This window comes from Parcubacteria group bacterium CG10_big_fil_rev_8_21_14_0_10_36_14, assembly GCA_002772895.1.
Classification (GTDB): domain Bacteria; phylum Patescibacteriota; class Patescibacteriia.
Genome location: PFCS01000025.1, coordinates 13094 through 31220, shown reverse-complemented (window position 1 = coordinate 31220; position 18127 = coordinate 13094). Strand labels below are relative to the sequence as shown.

The window sequence follows — 18127 nt, the reverse complement described above, 5'->3', positions numbered from 1 at the left end:
CATATTCCAAAACGTGGAGTTGCCCTCCTTCTTTCCTTAGAAAGCCATAACCGATTGTTGCAAATCCAGGATCAATACCTAGAATAATCATAATTTTTAAAAATTGAAAAATTATTTTACATTGGTAAATATTTCCGAAACATCATCATTATCTTCAATTGCATCTACCAGCTTCTCCAGCCTTTCACTAGTTGCGTCGTCAATTTCTATCGGTTCTTTAGCAACATATTCAATACCTGCATCATCTATTTTCACACCATCTTTTTCAATTGCTTCTTTAAGCTTTTGTAAATTTTGTACTTTAGTATAAATAATAAACTCATCGTCATCTTCCTTTATGTCTTCTGCTCCCGCTTCTATCAATTCTAATTCTTTATCTTTTATTTTTGACCTGTTGTCTTCTATCTGCGTTCGCAGGACTCCAAGTTTTTCGAATTGCCACATTGCCGCGCCAGATGACAAGTTAGCTCCATTTTTCGAAAGTATATGTTTTATATCATTCGCCGTTCTATTTGGATTATCAGAAAGCGCTGTAATAATCAGGGCAATATTGCCAGACACAACTGCCTCATAAATTAATTCCTTTAATTGTCCGCCCTCTCCTTCGCCTGCTCCGCGAACAATAGCACGCTCAATATTATCTTTTGGCATATTTGATGTCTTTGCCCTATCAATCGCTAGACGTAGTTGAAAATTAAAATTTGGGTCAGCGCCACCTCGCGCTGCCACAGTAATATCTCTGGCAAGTTTGGTAAAAATTTTACCGCGCTTTGAATCAATTATCCCTTTTTTTCGCTTGGTAGTTGCCCATTTGGAGTGACCTGACATAAGATATTAATTATGAATAGAGAATTATGAATTATGGAGTTATACTTATACTTTAACTTATCCCCCGACTTCTTTCAAGTATTGACATAAATGTATTTTTCTGCTAAATTAAACATTGAGGAGGATACCCGATGAGTTCTTTGCAAAACAATATTGACCCTGAAAAGACTTTACTATTGATTCAGAAAGTAAAAGAACTTAATAGCTATTATGAAAAACAAAAGCTTAGCTCAATAAGATCAATAATTTGCCTTATCGGCGGAACATTGCTGATTTTTTTAGGACTAAAGCTGTTTCATCTAAAAGCGGTTTATGTATCTTTTATGATTACAGGAATACTTGGACTTCTTGTCTCCGGTTTCTTTTGCTTCAAGGCCATTTATTATGGAAATAAAGTAGCCAGATGGAAGCTATAAAAGAAGAAACTCAAATAAAAATTGATAAATGCAACAAGACCATCGCCGTCTTTGGAAAATTCACAATTCTAGCTTTTTTACTTTTTTTATTATCCTTAGACGAAACTGCTCCAAAATGGGTTTCCCCTCTTAGTATCTTTATGAGAGGATTTGCGCTGATATTTTTCGTGAAAGCATTCTGCCATTTTTATATGGCAGTCAAATCTCATAAACCAAAAAGCCTCGGCATATAGCCAGGGCCTTTTTAATATCATATAAAAAATTAATCTCTTGCTTGCTTTGCAGAACCCTTACCAAATCCGGTTCCTGCAGGAATTAAACGTCCGATAATTACATTTTCTTTCAGTCCGTTTAGCGGATCAACCTTTCCTGTAACCGCTGCATTGATTAAAACGCGTGCTGTTTCTTGGAAAGACGCTGCTGATAAAAAGCTCTGTGTAGAAAGAGAAATCCTAGTAATTCCCAAAAATAAATTCTCATAGGTTGATTCTTTGCCTTTTTCCTTTTTAACTCTTTCATTTTCATCCAAAAGTTCAGCCATCTCCACAACTTCACCTGGCAATAAGTTTGTATCTCCGGCATCAACAATTAAAACGCGTGAGAACATCTGACGAATAATAATTTCTATGTGCTTATCATTTAATTTTTGTCCTTGTGAGAAATATATGTGTTTTACTTCCTTCAATAAATACTGTCCTACAGCTTCTTTGCCTTTATATTTATAAAGAGATTGTAAATCTAAGTGTCCATCAGTGAGAGCGTCTCCGGCTTCCACAAACTCTCCATCTTTTACTATTAATTGGTAATTGGAAGGAATAACATATTCTATTGCCTTGTCAACTTTGCGGGTTATGACGAGTTTTGAGCCGTCAAAGCTGATATTGCCTTCTGTTTTAGATCTTATCTCATCACCACTTGACTTTAGGATTAAAAGATCGCCTTCACCAATGCTTGCGCCGTCTTCAACTTTTATTTCATCATTCTTTGTAAACTTATAGGAATATGACTCATCATCAAGATAATGTATCTTCACTGATTTTTGTCCGGCTTTTACGCTATTTATAACTTTTCCTTCTGGCGAAATCGTTTCTTTTGGCGCCATATCAACACTGGCCTGACCGCTTACTTCTGCAATAAAAGCACGCTGTTTTGGAGGACGAGCCTCAAACAGCTCTTCAACGCGTGGCAAACCTTGGGTGATGTCCTTTCCAACAGCAGCACCACCAGTATGAAAGGTTCTCATAGTAAGCTGAGTGCCAGGTTCTCCGATTGATTGAGCTGCAATAATTCCAACTGCTGCTCCAAGTTTAGCCGGTCTGCTATAAGCTAGATCGTTGCCATAACATTTAGCACAGATACCCCTTCGTAAATGACAATGCAAAACACTTCTAACATGAAGATTATCAATTTCAAGTTTTTCTATTTGTCTGGCGCCTTCTTCGTCAATTGTTTCACCTGCTTTTAATATAACCTTTCCGGTTTTTGGATTTTTCATATCAGACAATAAAACTCTACCATAAGCACGCTTTGCAAGTGGCTCGCCAATTATCTCACCTTGTTCTCTGGAAAGCATAGCCCCTTCTGTGTCTCCACAGTCTTCTTGGTGAATAACTACGTCTTGGGCAACATCAACCAAACGACGGGTAAGATATCCGGCATTTGCCGTACGAAGGGCAGTATCTGCCAAACCTTTTCTAGAACCATGAGTAGAAATAAAGTATTCCAAAACCGATAATCCTTCTTTAAAACTTTTTTTAACCGGAAGCTCCATAATCTCTCCTGAAGGATTGGCTAACAAACCTTTCATACCCATCATCTGAGTTAGTTGCCCCCAAGAACCTCTGGCGCCTGCATTAATCATACTGGCCACCGGTCCGTTAGGATCTAATGATTTTTTTGACATCGTACTGATATCGTCTTTTATTTTTGTCCAAAGCTCAATAATTTTGCTATGTTTTTCGTTTTGAGTTAAAAGTCCTTCATCAAATTGAGATTTTATTTCTTCTGTCTGTCTGTCGCCTTCCTCAATTAAAACGCCTTTGCCCTTAACCTCAGGCAAATCGTTCATACCCCAAGAGTATCCGGATTTTGTAATATAATAAAATCCGAAAACTTTTATTTTATCCAAAAATATTGCTGTTTCCGGAATTCCAAAATTTTCTAAATAATATTTAACAATTGCATCGAGCTTCTTTTTATCCATAACTTCATTTACAAACGGCATCTTTCCTTCAAAAACTTCATTGATCAAAATTCTGCCGACAGTTGTTTCTATAATTTCTTCTTTTTTCCCAAACTTCATTCTTACTTTTATTTTTTTACGCGGACTTAATTTTCTAAGATGGTAAGCTAGTTTTGCTTCGTTTGCGCTACTAAAAGCTTTTGGCGTATCATCGTCTTCCATCATTAAACTCATGTAATAACAACCCCAAGCAATATCTTTTTCCGGCTTAGCGATAGGGTCGCCTGTTGCTGGCTTTAAAAGATTATGTGAAGCAAGCATAAGCTCACGAGCTTCTTTTTTTGCTTCTTCTGTCAAAGGCACATGAACCGCCATCTGGTCACCATCAAAGTCAGCATTAAAAGCCGTGCAAACCAAAGGATGAAGTTGAATAGCTTTTCCTTCAATCAAAACCGGTTGAAAAGCCTGAATACCTAAGCGATGCAAGGTTGGAGCACGATTTAAAAGTACCAGTGCTTCTTTTGTTACTTCTTCCAAAATATCCCAAACTACAGCGTCGCTAGTAGCAATAAACCGATTAGCGCTTCTAATATTATGAACAATTTCACGTGCTATAAGTTGGCTGATAATAAATGGTCTAAAAAGTTCTAATGCCATACGCTTTGGAAGACCACATTGATGCAAAAGTAAATTTGGGCCGACAACGATTACGCTACGTCCAGAATAATCAATTCTCTTACCGAGTAAGTTCTGACGAAAACGTCCTTGTTTTCCTTTTAAAATATCTGCCAAAGATTTTAATTGGCGTTTCTTTCCGGTAGCCGCAACAACTGTTTTTGTATGTCTTGCACTGTTGTCTATCAAAGCATCTACTGCTTCCTGCAACATTCTTTTTTCATTTCTACTGATAACTTCCGGAGCATTAAGATCATAAAGTCTTTTTAAACGATTGTTTCTATTTATAACGCGTCTATATAAATCATTTAAATCTGAAGTTGCGAAACGACCACCGTCCAATGCAACCATCGGACGTAAATCAGGAGGAATTATTGGAACTACCGTAAGAACCATCCATTCCGGCTTAATTTCATTTAGAAATAAAGAACGTAAAAGTTTAACTCTGCGCATAGCTCTAACTCTTTTTCCGCCTTGGATGGTGAGCAAGTCCTCATTAATTTTTTTAACCTCTTCTTCAACGTTTACTTTTTTCAAAAGATTATAAATTGACTCTGCTCCTATTCCGGCAGAAAAGATATGTCCATAACGTAATGAAAGCTCATGGTATTCCGCTTCAGACAAAATTGCCAAAGGAGTAATGCTCTTTATTTCCGCAATGGTTAAATTAAAGTCCTGTTCCAAATCATTCACCTTGGAATCAAGCGCTTCTTGCATTTTTCCCAAATTGCCAGCCAATCCTTTTTGTTTTCCTGCATCCCCTTCCGCTTCTTTAGCAATGCTTTCCATTTCTTTTTTATAAGTATTTTCAAGCTGACGTTTTTTTTGCTTAAATTCTTCTTTAACCTGTTCTATTGTTGCTTGCTTCAGGGCATTATCAACACTCGTTACTATAAAACTGGCAAAATAAATCACTCTTTCCAGATTTTGCACGCTTACATCCAAAATTAAACTTATCTTTGATGGGACTCCACGCAAAAACCAAATATGAGAAACCGGGGAAGCGAGTTCAATGTGTCCCATTCGCTCACGTCTTACAAGAGCGACAGTAACTTCAACTCCGCATTTATCGCAGACAATTCCTTTGTAGCGAATTTTTTTATACTTTCCGCAATAACACTCCCAGTCTTTTGACGGACCAAATATCTCTTCTGCAAAAAGTCCGCCTTTTTCCGGCTTTTGAGTTCTATAATTAATAGTCTCTGGTTTAGTGACTTCTCCATATGACCACGATCTAATTACTTCAGGCGAAGCAAGTTTTAGCTTGATTGCCTGAAAGTCGCGGATTCTTGTAGTTTGCTTTTTGATCTCTGACATAATTTTTGTTTTATTTATTGAAAGAAATATTATTTTTCATTTTCATTAATACTTTTATCTTGCTCTGTATTAGCATCTTTTTTTTCATCGCTTTCTTCATCTATTTCTTTGTGTTCTATTATTACTTCTTTCGGCTTTTGTTCCTCCATTCTTGGTTCTTCAACTTCTTCTTCACTATCAATCAAATCAACATCCAAACAGAGTCCTTTTAACTCACGTAAAAGAACGTGGAATGATTCTGGAATATTTAGTTTTCTTATAGGTTCTCCCTTGATGATAGATTCATATGCCTTGCTTCTTCCAGGTACATCATCTGATTTGATAGTTAATATTTCTTGCAAAGTATGAGCTGCGCCATATGCTTCCAATGCCCACACTTCCATTTCTCCAAATCTCTGTCCACCAAACTGAGCCTTTCCACCAAGTGGTTGCTGGGTAATTAATGAGTATGGACCAATTGATCGTTGATGAATTTTATCTTCAACTAAGTGGTTTAACTTTAAGAAATATTTATAACCGACTGTTGACTTCTGATCAAAAGATTCGCCAGTTCTTCCATCATAAAGCTGGACTTTTCCATCTCGAGGAAAGCCGGCTTCTTCCAATGCATCTGCAATCTGCGGTTCTTCAATACCGTCAAAATTTGGTGTTGCAAGTTTGTATCCTAAAACGTTTGCCGCCAATCCCATATGAGTTTCCAAAATCTGTCCGATGTTCATACGAGAAACAACTCCAAGTGGAGAAAGGATTATGTCAATCGGAGTTCCATCTTCCAAATAAGGCATATCTTCAACCGAAACAACTCTGGAGACAACTCCTTTATTTCCATGTCTTCCGGACATCTTATCTCCGACTTGTATTTTTCTAAGGTCTGCAACAGCAACCTGAATTGATTTTATAACTCCCGGGGGAAGCTTATCGCCTGCCTCACGTGAAAAGATTTTTATATCAACAACTTTTCCGTGTTCGCCATGTTCAAGAGACAAAGATGTATCACGGACATCACGTGCTTTTTCTCCAAAAATAGCACGTAAAAGTTTTTCTTCAGCAGAAAGCTCTGTCTCTCCTTTTGGAGTAATTTTTCCAACTAAGATATCGCCCGAAGAAACCTCTGCGCCAATTCTGATAATTCCTTCTTCGTCAAGATTTTTTAAAAGTTCTTCGGAAACATTTGGGATATCATTTGTTATAATTTCCGGACCAAGCTTAGTATCACGAACATCGATTGTGTGATTTTCGATATGGATAGAAGTAAATTTATCACCTTGAACTATACGATCCGATAAAATAATCGCATCTTCATAGTTATAACCATCCCAAGCTAAAAACGAAACTAAGACATTTTGTCCGAGCGCCAATTCACCCTTGTCGGTTGATGGACCATCCGCCAAAATATCACCCTTCTTAACTTTTTGTCCTTTTTCTATAACTAACTTTTGGTTCATGCAAGTAGAATGATTTGAACGAGTAAATTTGTTGAGAGTATAGGTTTTTAAATTACCCTTATCTTCTAAAATTTGAATTCTTGAACCATCTGCATTAACAATCGTTCCAGCGTCTTCCGCTAATATAACATGACCTGAATCTTGTGCGGCCTTTGCTTCTACACCTGTTCCAACTATCGGAGATTCTGGATTGATAATAGGAACTGCCTGACGTTGCATGTTTGTTCCCATAAGAGCACGGTTACCATCATCATGTTCTAAAAATGGTATAAGCGATGTTGAGATAGAAACAATCTGACGACTTGAAACATCCATATAATCAATTTCATTAACATCGACAATATCAGGTTCTCCATGACGGCGAACCTCTGTTTTTTCAACTAAAAAGTATCCATTTTCATCAATTGGAGTTGTTGCCGGAGTGGTAATTGTTTTTTCCTCAGCAAAAGCGTTTAAATATATAATTTCATTTGTAACACGAGGCTTATCGCCAGATTTATCAATTTTTCTATAAGGTGTTTCTAAAAATCCATATTCATTTATTCTGGCATAGCTTGCCAAGTGTCCGACTAAACCGATGTTCGGACCTTCTGGAGTTGCAATAGGACAAATTCTTCCATAATGAGTCTGATGCACATCGCGAACTTCAAAACCAGCACGTTCGCGCGACAATCCTCCCGGACCCATGACAGACAATCTACGTTTATGTTCCAACTCTGAAAGAGGATTTGTCTGATCCATAAACTGGGAAAGCTGGGAAGACATAAAAAATTCTCTAACCGCGCTAATAACCGGACGCGCATTAACAAGACGCCCCGGAACTAATGCTTCAATGTCTGATGTTGACATTCTATCTTTGACAATGCGTTCCATTCTGGCAAGTCCGACACGGAATCTGTTTTGTACCAACTCGCCAACAGCACGGACTCTGCGATTTCCCAGATGATCAATATCATCAGGGTCATCTTGAGTAATATTCAAACGAATGATTTCTTTAACAATATTTATAAGATCGTTTTGAGAAAGTATTCTGTTTTCTTCTTTTGCTATATCTTCTTTATCTGTTTCATAACCAAAACGTAAATTAAACTTGTATCTTCCAACTTCTCCCAAATCATATCTGTCAAAATTAAAAAACATTGCATCAATTAATGATTTGGCATTTTCTACGGTCGCCAAATCACCAGGTCTAATCCTTTTATATACTTCTCTATATCCATCATTCTGATTTTTAGTCAAATCTTTAAGAAGAGTAGAATCTATAAAATTGATTAATGGATGAGTGTCTACATCTGCAAAAGCTTTTTTTATTTCCTCTTCTTCTGAAAGGCCGAAAACACGCAAAAGAGTTGTAACGGCAACCTTTCTTTTTCTATCTATCTTTACCCAAATTACATTATTAGCATCAGTTTCAAATTCTAACCATGCTCCACGGTTTGGAATAATTTTTGCTCCATAGTGCCGTCTTCCACGAACAAATTCTGAAGTAAAAAAAGCTCCCGCGCTTCTAATAAGCTGGGAGACAACAACACGCTCAATGCCGTTAACGATAAAAGTTCCTCTATCGGTCATCAAAGGTATTTCGCCTAAATAAATTTCTTGTTCAGCTGTTTTTTCCGTTCTTCTATTCATAAGACGGACCTTGACTCTTAATGGCGCTTCATAATTAACATTTTTTGCCATCGCGGTCTTTTCATCAAACTTTGGCTCGTCTATATAATATTCATCAAAATAAAGCTCCAAATCGCGCCCGATAAAGTCACGGATTGGAGATATTTCTCTAAAAAGATCTTTAACTCCCTTTTCCAAAAACCACTTATAAGAGGTCTTTTGTATTTCTATTAAGTCAAACTGAGGAATGGCATCATAGGCCTTGCCAAAATATTTTCTGGTCTTGTTTTTGACAGGAATACGTTTGAATTGCATAAGAGTTGGGCTTAAAACCCTTGCAACAAAACCATTTTCTTTTCATACTTTGCCCTCAATTTCAGATTAAAAAGGTTTGTTTTTGAGTTTTTTATTTTTAACCGCGCTCCGCAAGATAATCTAATTATTTTCTTACGAAATTAATATATTTTCATCAACTGCCTGCTGTTTGCCCCAAAACTTTAGTCTGTTTTACGGAGCGTGCAAAAAAATGTCCTCTCTTTATCCACAAGAGAGGTTTTTTAAAAAAAATTAGGCTTAATTGAGAGAAAATGTATAGTGCACGGGATTTTTTTATTTAAAAGAGTGAACTATATTCAATTAAAAGAATACCATAAAATAGAAAACTTGTCAATAGATAAAAAAATGCTAAAATTAGCAAAAAAAGAATTTAATAAAAGTTTGAGGAATTATTTTTCCACAATTATCCACAGGTTTATAAAAAAATACCAAAAAATACTAAAAATTATAGATATGACTTGCGATTTATGTACTAAAACTTATGAAGTTATGAGTTGAGGGCTTGACAAAATTTTATTTTTATGTTACGATACTTCATTAAGTTATTTTTATCGTGAAATTCAGTTTATTTTTGCAAATTTGGAGGAAGGAGGAATCTCATTTAATAAGCATGGGTGAGATTCTGTGGGATTTTCAAATGGGTATTCCCGGCTTCTGGCTAGGATATTCCGGCTGGACTTTCTTGTACAGGCGTCAATTGATAGCTTGTACATATCCTCCTCCAGTTTTGTGTAAATAACTGGCATATCCAAAAGTTGGGGGAACTCTTGGGCATAAGATCTTTATATCTATCTCACCCACTCTCTTTGTTTTTTCAAAAATAAAGAGGGATAATGCCTCCGTACTCACTCTACTTGGAGGGCTTGATAATCTGATGCGATTTTATAAAATTGGCACATTTTTGCCGCATTGATTGCATTCTGTGTCAAGAAAATTTCCAGGTGGAGCAGGCACGGAGGTAAATTGCCTAAAGTCCTCCAACCTTTGGATATAAACCCCTCTGTTTTTTAACAGAGGGGTTTTGTTATTTTTAGAATACTTGACAATTTTATAAAAATAGAGTAGGTTGTAAGTGAATCACAGCTCATTTTAAAAGGAGCGAGCCATGGAAAAGTTGCCATTTTCTGATATTTCTATTTTTGTTGATAATAAAAAAATATGTGTTGATGAAGATGGGTTTTTTGGAAACATAATTCCTACAAACCAACTACAGTTCAAACTTGAAATAATGAATACCAATGAATATCGAACTCAAGTTTTTAAGGTGTTTGTCGATCAACCAACAATGCAAAGAAGAATTATCGGACTAGAAAGCAACGTTACCTCTTCCGACAGTCAGCTTTTTGTGCGCGATGTAAGCATTTTGGAAAGTCCACAACCGCAAGGTGTCTATTATCCTTCAAAACGGGATGCTGGACTTTGTGTGCTTTTTTACGGTCCAGCTGATTTTCATATTTACGAAATTGCATTAATTTCACAAGGTGGAAAGTTTTTTCTAACTTCGCAGAAAATCTACGGGGGTGAATGCTTTAGTTTTGAAGATAGCGCTTTTGCAGTTGATCTTCTGAAAAGAAATCGCGAGAGAATTGATCTCTTGGGGCTCCTTTCTATTCTTGCGGAAAAAAACGATATCAAATTTCCGAAAATTAACGAAGAAGATGTTCTCCAAATGATGAATCAATCTTCTGAGAAAGAAAACGCCAAACTGGACGTTTCCGACCTAAAGAAAAACCAAGCGCGTATTCTCTTTTGGAGCCATTCAAACCTTTGGGGAATTGTTGCTGTTTCACAGCAATTAACAGAACAAGGCCTTGCTCGTGTGCATTGGAGTCAACTTGCGCCACGTACGAAAAACGGGCTCGCATATCTGAATCCAGGTGAAATAATCAATTTTGCCACCACACGAGATGCGCATAAAGGACTTTTTGGCACATCCATAGACCTCGAACTCCTGTCTATTTTTTCAGAATAAATAACCTCATTATGCAGCTCTTTATAAAGGAGCTGCTTTTTTATTCTTAAACTTGACAATTTTTCTTAATTGTGCTAAGGTGATGCCATTATACGGACTCTCGTATAATGTAGTAAAATTGTTTTTTTACAATTTATTTGGATGAGGAGGAAAAAAATGTACCCGGAGCTGATTGCTTTGGGCGGAGCAGCAACGCGCCCCCAAAACGGCGAAAAGCGCCCACCTATTGGTGGAAGCGCGATTTTACTGAGATATGGAGAATTTGGTTTTCTTAGTGATTGCGGAGCATACCAAGCCCGCGGGAAAGCATTGGAAAAAGAAACTGAGCAGGTCATCTTTGATTACAAAACAATCGGCGGAGAATACAAAATTCCGATTGTAAAAAGTCTGATGAATTACCTGAAGCAGGAAGACACGCTTCTTCCAGCAAAATCAGATTCAATTCTCCCTGATTTTTCCATTTTGAATAAAGTTCGCTATCTTATCATTCTTCTTCATCATGGCCATCACGATCATGTAGGTGGTCTGCCGGTTTTGCGCAAGATGCTTGCTGGAAAAGGCATCAGGCCAATCATTTTGGCAACGGCGCCAACACGCGACTTTTGCAAACAGGCGTGGACCGATCAATTGAAAATCATGGCCAACAAAGGACAACGTTCGGGCTATGACAGAATAATGATGTACAAGCTTTTGAAAGAAATTCAAATTGTAAATCCTGGACAAACATTGTCTTTTGGGCCATTTGATATAACACTTATTCATGCCGGCCATATCCTTGGAGCCTTAAGTGCGCTCGTAAAGGTAGCTGAAAAGAAAGTGTTTTTCACTTCAGATATCAGCTTTAATAATCCACTTATTCCCGGAGCAACAATTTGCTCTTTGGATAATGTTGGAAAGCTTGATTACTTGGTAAGCGAATTCACATATGGCAAACAAAGAAAGCATATTAGCAAAGAAACAGAATCTAATCGGCTGATAAATGATGTGCGGAAAACATTAGAAGAAGGCGGTAAGGTTCTTATTCCGGCGCTTTCAATTGAACGTGTTGAGATTATCTTTGAAGCCCTGAGGCAGGCTGGCATAACCAAAAGGTGGCCGGTTTACATCAATGGGCTTTCGGCGAAAATTAGTGCCGTAACATATGTAAGATATGGCATCATTGATTCTGAAATTGAAAAACACTTTGTAGAAAACATCAACCAAAGCTATACTATCGCAAGATCAAACAACGCCTGCGTCATGATTGCTCCGGCAGGAATGATGGGTGGCGGATGGTCTGTATATTTCGGTAGTCAGTGGGCATCAGATGCTAAAAACTTAATTGCTTTCACTTGCTATCAGATTAAGGGTTCACCCGGCTACAAACTGCTTACTATGAAAAGAGGAAACGAATTGAAGCTTGGCGACGAGAATATCTGCCTGAGAGCGAAGATAAGGAAGTATTCACTTTCCGCGCATGCTTCGGGCGAAGAACTGGAGGCAATGATAGAACGTCTGAAGCCAAAGAAAACGCTTCTTGTCCATGGAGAAGAAGCGCAGATTGATAACTTCGTTCGTTCTTCCGTAAAAAATGCCGAAAAAATGATTGTCGGCAAAAGATATACGATTTAATTAATATATACACGACCACGCTTTTTGAAGCGTGGTTTTTTAATAAAAAATAATTATAAAACGAAATATTCTTAAATAATAAAGTCAAAATAAGGCTAATAAAAAATATTTTAACTAATTTTAGACAAAAAATGAACAAAGCTCTTGACAAAATAATTAAAATATGCTATATTGCTTACAAGTAAAAAATCAGACTTAAAAAAGGTTTGACTGATAAGAGCGAAAACTGGAACGCTCCCATATCAGACTTCGTTCTTTCTTCCAGTTTATATATAGAGAAGTTTAACTGTCGGATAATTCAAACCGTGTCAGATTGACACAACTCCGGAAACGGAGACAAGATGCGCCAAAAGCGCAAGGAGAATGACAATGAAGCTTCAAGACGTGAAAAGTGGAACCAAGCTTTCCGATCTCACCACCACCGGCGGCAAGTCCAAGAAGGGATACGACGCCCTAGCGGAGGTTCGGAAGACCCTGAACGCGGTGAAAACCCGCGTGAAGGGAAATCCGACCGCCGTGGCCCAGGAGTTCCTGGAGGGCGTGAAGAACGAGCTCGAGCCGGTCATCATCGAGGTGGCGGAGCAGGTCGCAGATCTGCTCGGGACCGAGGACCTGAACTTCCTGCGCGAGCACTACGACAAGCTCGTCCAGGCTGCCAGCCAGCTCATCGCGGAGACCAGCGTCAAGTCGTCGCTGGCCGGCCAGAATCTGGCCTTTACCTACCTGAACCGTGCCTGGGATCTCGCTCCCAAGACCAGCCAGTCCGTGGCGTACCTCGTCGCGGACGCGTTGCAGCTCGGCATCTGCGAGCTGATGGACAAGAAGGACAAGAGGGGTTTCATCCTCTCCTTCCGCGATCGGGAAACCGGCCGCATCAGAGGGGAGAATGTGCGCTTCACGATGAACACCTCCTTCAGCGCAACGCTGAGGGAGATGAAGGAGGTGCAGGAGTCCTGGTGGGCGGACAAGAACGCCCAGCAGAAGGAAGCCGAGCAGTCCATCTGGAACTCGGCCAGCACCACCGACCTCATCTCGGCTCTCCAGTCGGAGACGCCGGTCAAGGTCGCCTTCCGCGTGCCCCGCAACGGCCCGGAAGGTGGCTGCCGTGTCGCCCTGTGCGAGGTCTCTGGTGGCTACGTCAAGCCACTGGATGCCATCGGCGACAGAGCCGCGTGGTTCTTCAAGAAGGGTCGGGAACAGGGCATCTTGCTCCCGCTGGAGTCGCTCACCAAAGATCGGCTCCACCTTCCGGAGAAGCTGGAGATGAACAGCTGGAAGACCGCCACCAACCTCCATCGCCTGCTTCGGCGAGCCGTGGAAGAGGCCAAGAAGAAGGCCCGGATGATGGCCATGGTCACCGAGTTCCGTTCGCACGACACCCTGACCCTGGAAGAGTGGTTCGACTCCGACAAGTCCGGGACCTGCACCCTCTCCGAGCGCTCGTGGTTCTACCAGGACCGCTTGAGCAAGGAGAAGGTGACTCTCCACAACGTCCACATCCGGCTTCGGCGGGAAAAGGACGGTAGCATCTTCGTGGACGAGTACTGCGACATGGGGGATGGCCGGGATTTCGTGGCCATCGACAACCGTGTGCAGCAGGCCACTCCGCAGGACCAGGTGATCTACCCGCTCTCGGCTTTCCTCAAGAAGGCCATGGGGCGCTGGACCACGAGGCAGGAGCGGATCGCCGATGCCAACGGCAAGAACCAGGCTGACGAGCGCCAAGCCGAAGCGGAAGCCGAACTGGAAGCTCATCGCCAAGCCGTCGCTCTGGCGGAGGCTAACCGCATCGCCACGCAGGACGTCCAGACCAAGTAGTTCTTTCTTCTCTCACAACATATAGGACAGGCAAACTGTCCTCCCACCTAGCCCTGCATCGCAAAGATGCAGGGCAATCAATATAAGCTCAAAATAAAAAATATTGTGATCTTGTATGGATAAAAGGAGGAACGCTTGAGGACTTTAACCGAAACCGAGAAACAAAACATCTTAAAACAGGCAGAAGGTGCTGACCCGTCAGTCGTTGAAGCTCTACGTTTTCTGTCTGGAAAGGAAAATACTCCAAGAACGTTTCCAAAAAATTATAATTCCAACAACAGAGAAAAAACCAGAAAAAGAAAAAGGAGGTAGAAGATGTTCTGCATCAATATAGGCTGTGTGTCTTCCGCTACGGGAGACGACGATCTGTGTAACGAGTGCCGGGAACAACTCGCAAAGGAAGCTATCAACAAGGCGAATCGCGAATCGCGTGAAGCCGCTATTCTCTCCGAGTGCGAGAACTCCGGCAAGTTCATGTCCACCAACACACCAATCTATATGTCCGGCAAGCAGAACGGGCTCTCCCAGTTCCGAGACGAGACAGCACGCGAGGAACGCCGTGAGGAGCGCAAGGCCAAACGCGAAAAGCGCGAAGCCGAGCGCGACAAGCGCCGCAAAGAACGTCTCGCCGCCCAGCCCGTAGGAATGGGCGGACAAAAGGACGAAGGCGGAAACGGGACTTCCCGCAAGTCTCGGCAGAAGGCAAAGAAACGCAGTCCTGGAAGTCGGTTCTTCCGCAACGACAACCATGGAATGGCAGTGCGTCACAAGAAGTAGCCTCCAATCCCACCAACTAGCCCCGCACAATTTTTAACTGATGCGGGGCTACATTATAAAGGTATGAAATAGACAATAAAAAGACTGTTTAATACTTTCATAATGGACTTTCATAAACGGATAATCTAATAAGACTTAAATAATAACAGTAGTAATTGTAAGTAATTTTCAGCAATACTCGTTTCTATATAAAATCCATTCCCAAACTCATCATAACTATGGTGATTTTGGTAAAAAACAAACAAGGAGAAAGCAATGCTAAACAAAATCATTTCTTTTCTTCGCAAGTACCTCGGAAATCCGAGCTACTGCACTCTGCCCCAACCCAAAATCAAGCGCGTGCCGTATGAGAAGCGCTTCAAGATGAGGAGGAGAAAATGAAAAAGCTCATCGCCCTAATCAGACTATTCTTCCCGCCTGTCTATGGCATCGGCTTGTCGGCCGAAGAAGACATCCGCACCCGAAACGAATGGCTGGGTGATGACTTGGACGTCTGGCAGGGACTGGCGAAGGGGCGTCCCGAACCGGAAATGTCATCCGGGATACGACGCCAACTTGAAAAAATTCGCGCGATGAATAAGCGCGTAGCCCTCGTAACACCCTGTGCGCCAACTTACCTAGGCATTTCCCGCCCATCAGGATACAAAAACTAACACGTACAGACGGTTCTAACTGAAGAACCGTCTTTTTTTATTTTTTAAAATTTGGAATTGACAATTGATAGTTAATAATTTCTTATGTTATAATAATGAAGGGGGGTTAATTTATAATCCCTTTTATTTACATTGTTTCATGTTTATCCCTGCAAAATCAGGGTCAGTATAATATATCTTACGTATTTTATGGCAAGAAGAAGAAAATATAGAAGACGAACTTACAATTACGAACCCTTTGAACTAGACCTTCACCCAGAAGCAAAAAAGGCAATTTTCGTTATAGTACTTTTAGCAATTGGGGCTTTGGGAATTTTGAGTTTTTTTGGTTTTGTCGGACAAGCGGGGAGAATCTTAGATAACGCCTTGGCTGTTGTTTTTGGTTCGCTTCGTCTTGTATTTTCTATCTCGCTTATAGTTTTGGCAGGACTTGCTTATCTTGGTAAAGGCGTAAAAATTATGACCTACGTCGGCCTTCTTCTTTTTTTCTGCAGTTTAAATGGCTTTATCCACCTACTTGCATATCACGACACAGACCTTATCGCTGCCAGTCAGCTCGGACAAGGCGGAGGATATGTCGGACTCTTTCTTTCTTATCCTCTTTTGCAGTTTACTGGATTTTCCGGCGCAGTTCTTATAACGCTTGCATTACTTTTGATTTCACTTGTGATTGTTTTTAATACATCAATAAAAACTGTTTTTGCAATTATAAAATTTATAGGAACCTTCATCTATAAATTATTTAAAAACTTATACGAGCTTATTGCCAGCTCCAAAAATAAAGACTTTTCTCCATTTGCCCGCAAAGAATATGACGATGGGGACGAAGATGAAGATGATGACGATGAAACTGAGACAGAAAAAGAAATAAAAAAAACCATTCCGGATAATGTTGGTGGAAGAGAGCGGATTGTTCTCCCGCTCAAAAGAAAACGGGCAAAAATTGATATCCCTCTTACCCTTCTTTCCAAACGCATAAGCAAAGCAAGCCCGGGAGATTTGAAAAATAATATCGCTGTCATTGAAAAAACTTTTAGCAATTTTGGTATTGATGTAGAAATGGGACCATACAATATCGGCCCAACAGTAACTCAGTATACCTTTAAGCCAGATGAGGGAATCCGCCTTTCAAAAATAAGCAGTCTATCAAATAATTTGGCGCTCGCTTTGGCTGCTCATCCAATCCGTATAGAAGCACCGATTCCGGGCAAATCTCTTGTTGGAATAGAAGTCCCGAATCAAGAAAAAGCAATTGTAAATCTACGCGATCTTCTAGCCTCTAAAGAATTTAAAAATAGAAAAGGTAATCTTGTTTTCACTTTGGGGAAAAACGTAGCAGGAGATGTCTGGGTTACGGATTTGGGAAAAATGCCACACCTTTTAGTTGCCGGAGCAACAGGATCTGGAAAGTCAGTTTGTTTAAATACTATTATTTTGAGTTTACTTTTTTCCAATGGTCCGGATGACTTAAAGTTAATCTTAGTTGACCCTAAACGAGTTGAATTTCCTATTTATAATGGTGTACCTCATCTTTTAACGCCCGTTATAACTGACGTTAAAAAAACAGTTAACTCCTTAAAATGGGCAATCGGGGAAATGGAACGCCGATTAGACGTTCTTTCTCACGCAAACAAACGCGACATAAATTCTTATAATGCCTCTGCAAAAGAAAGTATGCCATATATAGTTATCGTCATTGATGAACTCGCCGATTTGATGGCAACCTCTGGCGTAGAAATTGAAGCCTGTATTATACGTCTTGCCCAACTTGCGCGTGCTGTCGGAATCCATCTTATTGTCGCGACACAAAGACCATCCGTTGATGTTATCACAGGACTAATAAAAGCAAACATTATAAACCGTGTGGCTTTTTCAGTTGGTTCGGCAGTTGATTCTAGAACTATTCTTGATACAGGTGGAGCAGAAAAATTATTAGGCCAGGGCGACATGCTTTTCTTAACTCCGGAGCTTTCCAAACCAAAGCGTCTTCAGGGCGCTTTTGTAACAGAAGCTGATGTAACAAATGTTGTAAAATTTATAAAACAAAATTATAGCGCGCCAGAATATCAAAATGAAATTGTTGAAAAGCAAAAAGTAAAAATGGCCGGTGGAATAACAATTGACGCCGATGATGGCGATCCACTTTTGGAAGATGCGATTGATACGATAATGAACGCTGGAAAAGCTTCGGCCTCGCTTTTACAAAGACGTCTTTCCGTAGGGTATGCCCGTGCAGCTCGACTATTGGATATTTTGGAAGAGCAGGGAGTAATAGGGCCAGCCGACGGAGCTAAACCAAGAGAAGTTCTGATGAGAAAAGAAGACCTGACAAGCATAGAGATGGCGACCGAGCAACTTCATAATCAAAACGATTATGAAGAAGCGCCGAAAAAAAATGAAAACAACGAAGATACGGAAAACGTCATAGATAAATATGATATTGAAAATTATGATGACGAGAAGGACGAAGAAGATTAATCTACAAA

Annotated in this window: 13 protein-coding genes; 9 read left to right on the top strand and 4 right to left on the bottom strand. The window is 40.1% G+C overall.

Going from position 1 to position 18127, the window contains the following annotated elements:
- Window positions 1-111: 111 nt before the first annotated feature.
- Window positions 112-828, bottom strand: coding sequence for a YebC/PmpR family DNA-binding transcriptional regulator (locus tag COU51_01680; GenBank protein PIR66877.1), 717 nt, complete (start codon window positions 826-828; stop codon window positions 112-114).
- A 131-nt stretch (window positions 829-959) separates the two neighbouring features.
- Between COU51_01680 and COU51_01675 the strand changes: the two genes are divergently transcribed.
- On the top strand, window positions 960-1244 hold the full coding sequence (locus COU51_01675; GenBank protein ID PIR66876.1) for a hypothetical protein: 285 nt from the start codon (window positions 960-962) through the stop codon (window positions 1242-1244).
- Window positions 1232-1477, top strand: a complete 246-nt coding sequence (locus COU51_01670; GenBank protein ID PIR66875.1) for a hypothetical protein — start codon at window positions 1232-1234, stop codon at window positions 1475-1477. Before COU51_01675 ends, COU51_01670 begins: the two co-directional genes overlap by 13 nt.
- A 29-nt stretch (window positions 1478-1506) precedes the next feature.
- On the opposite strand, the gene rpoC is transcribed toward COU51_01670, so the two are convergent.
- Window positions 1507-5418, bottom strand: coding sequence for a DNA-directed RNA polymerase subunit beta' (rpoC, locus tag COU51_01665; protein ID PIR66874.1), 3912 nt, complete (start codon window positions 5416-5418; stop codon window positions 1507-1509).
- 29 nt (window positions 5419-5447) lie between these two features.
- The gene (gene rpoB / locus COU51_01660) at window positions 5448-8789 is read right to left on the bottom strand and encodes a DNA-directed RNA polymerase subunit beta (GenBank protein ID PIR66873.1); all 3342 of its coding nucleotides are present in this window, start codon (window positions 8787-8789) and stop codon (window positions 5448-5450) included.
- Between the two features lie 279 nt (window positions 8790-9068).
- Here rpoB and COU51_01655 point away from each other — a divergent pair, with 279 nt between their 5' ends.
- The 3 genes from COU51_01655 (at window position 9069) to COU51_01645 (ending at window position 12393) form a co-directional block, all read left to right on the top strand.
- Window positions 9069-9308: a hypothetical protein gene (locus COU51_01655; GenBank protein ID PIR66872.1), complete on the top strand. Its 240-nt coding sequence runs from the start codon at window positions 9069-9071 to the stop codon at window positions 9306-9308.
- A 607-nt stretch (window positions 9309-9915) separates the two neighbouring features.
- Window positions 9916-10782 (top strand): hypothetical protein, encoded by an 867-nt coding sequence (locus COU51_01650; protein ID PIR66871.1) that lies wholly within the window; start codon window positions 9916-9918, stop codon window positions 10780-10782.
- A gap of 141 nt (window positions 10783-10923) precedes the next feature.
- Window positions 10924-12393 (top strand): hypothetical protein, encoded by a 1470-nt coding sequence (locus COU51_01645; GenBank protein PIR66870.1) that lies wholly within the window; start codon window positions 10924-10926, stop codon window positions 12391-12393.
- A 453-nt stretch (window positions 12394-12846) separates the two neighbouring features.
- Here COU51_01645 and COU51_01640 read toward each other — a convergent pair whose 3' ends face one another.
- The gene (locus tag COU51_01640) at window positions 12847-13890 is read right to left on the bottom strand and encodes a hypothetical protein (GenBank protein ID PIR66869.1); all 1044 of its coding nucleotides are present in this window, start codon (window positions 13888-13890) and stop codon (window positions 12847-12849) included.
- A 54-nt stretch (window positions 13891-13944) separates the two neighbouring features.
- Here COU51_01640 and COU51_01635 point away from each other — a divergent pair, with 54 nt between their 5' ends.
- The 4 genes from COU51_01635 (at window position 13945) to COU51_01620 (ending at window position 18119) form a co-directional block, all read left to right on the top strand.
- Window positions 13945-14211: a hypothetical protein gene (locus COU51_01635; GenBank protein PIR66868.1), complete on the top strand. Its 267-nt coding sequence runs from the start codon at window positions 13945-13947 to the stop codon at window positions 14209-14211.
- A 498-nt stretch (window positions 14212-14709) separates the two neighbouring features.
- On the top strand, window positions 14710-14988 hold the full coding sequence (locus COU51_01630; GenBank protein PIR66867.1) for a hypothetical protein: 279 nt from the start codon (window positions 14710-14712) through the stop codon (window positions 14986-14988).
- 377 nt (window positions 14989-15365) lie between these two features.
- Window positions 15366-15641 carry a hypothetical protein gene (locus COU51_01625; GenBank protein PIR66866.1) on the top strand — a complete coding sequence of 92 codons (276 nt, stop codon included), beginning with the start codon at window positions 15366-15368 and terminating at the stop codon, window positions 15639-15641.
- A 189-nt stretch (window positions 15642-15830) separates the two neighbouring features.
- On the top strand, window positions 15831-18119 hold the full coding sequence (locus COU51_01620; protein ID PIR66865.1) for a hypothetical protein: 2289 nt from the start codon (window positions 15831-15833) through the stop codon (window positions 18117-18119).
- Window positions 18120-18127 lie beyond the last annotated feature (8 nt).

Coding starts and splice junctions, on each gene's coding strand:
- rpoC (PIR66874.1), bottom strand. CDS start 5,418: ATGTCAGAGATCAAAAAGCAAACTACAAGAATCCGCGACTTTCAGGCA.
- COU51_01635 (PIR66868.1), top strand. CDS start 13,945: ATGGGGGATGGCCGGGATTTCGTGGCCATCGACAACCGTGTGCAGCAG.
- COU51_01670 (PIR66875.1), top strand. CDS start 1,232: ATGGAAGCTATAAAAGAAGAAACTCAAATAAAAATTGATAAATGCAAC.
- COU51_01680 (PIR66877.1), bottom strand. CDS start 828: ATGTCAGGTCACTCCAAATGGGCAACTACCAAGCGAAAAAAAGGGATA.
- rpoB (PIR66873.1), bottom strand. CDS start 8,789: ATGCAATTCAAACGTATTCCTGTCAAAAACAAGACCAGAAAATATTTT.
- COU51_01645 (PIR66870.1), top strand. CDS start 10,924: ATGAGGAGGAAAAAAATGTACCCGGAGCTGATTGCTTTGGGCGGAGCA.
- COU51_01630 (PIR66867.1), top strand. CDS start 14,710: ATGTCCGGCAAGCAGAACGGGCTCTCCCAGTTCCGAGACGAGACAGCA.
- COU51_01675 (PIR66876.1), top strand. CDS start 960: ATGAGTTCTTTGCAAAACAATATTGACCCTGAAAAGACTTTACTATTG.
- COU51_01650 (PIR66871.1), top strand. CDS start 9,916: ATGGAAAAGTTGCCATTTTCTGATATTTCTATTTTTGTTGATAATAAA.
- COU51_01620 (PIR66865.1), top strand. CDS start 15,831: ATGGCAAGAAGAAGAAAATATAGAAGACGAACTTACAATTACGAACCC.
- COU51_01625 (PIR66866.1), top strand. CDS start 15,366: ATGAAAAAGCTCATCGCCCTAATCAGACTATTCTTCCCGCCTGTCTAT.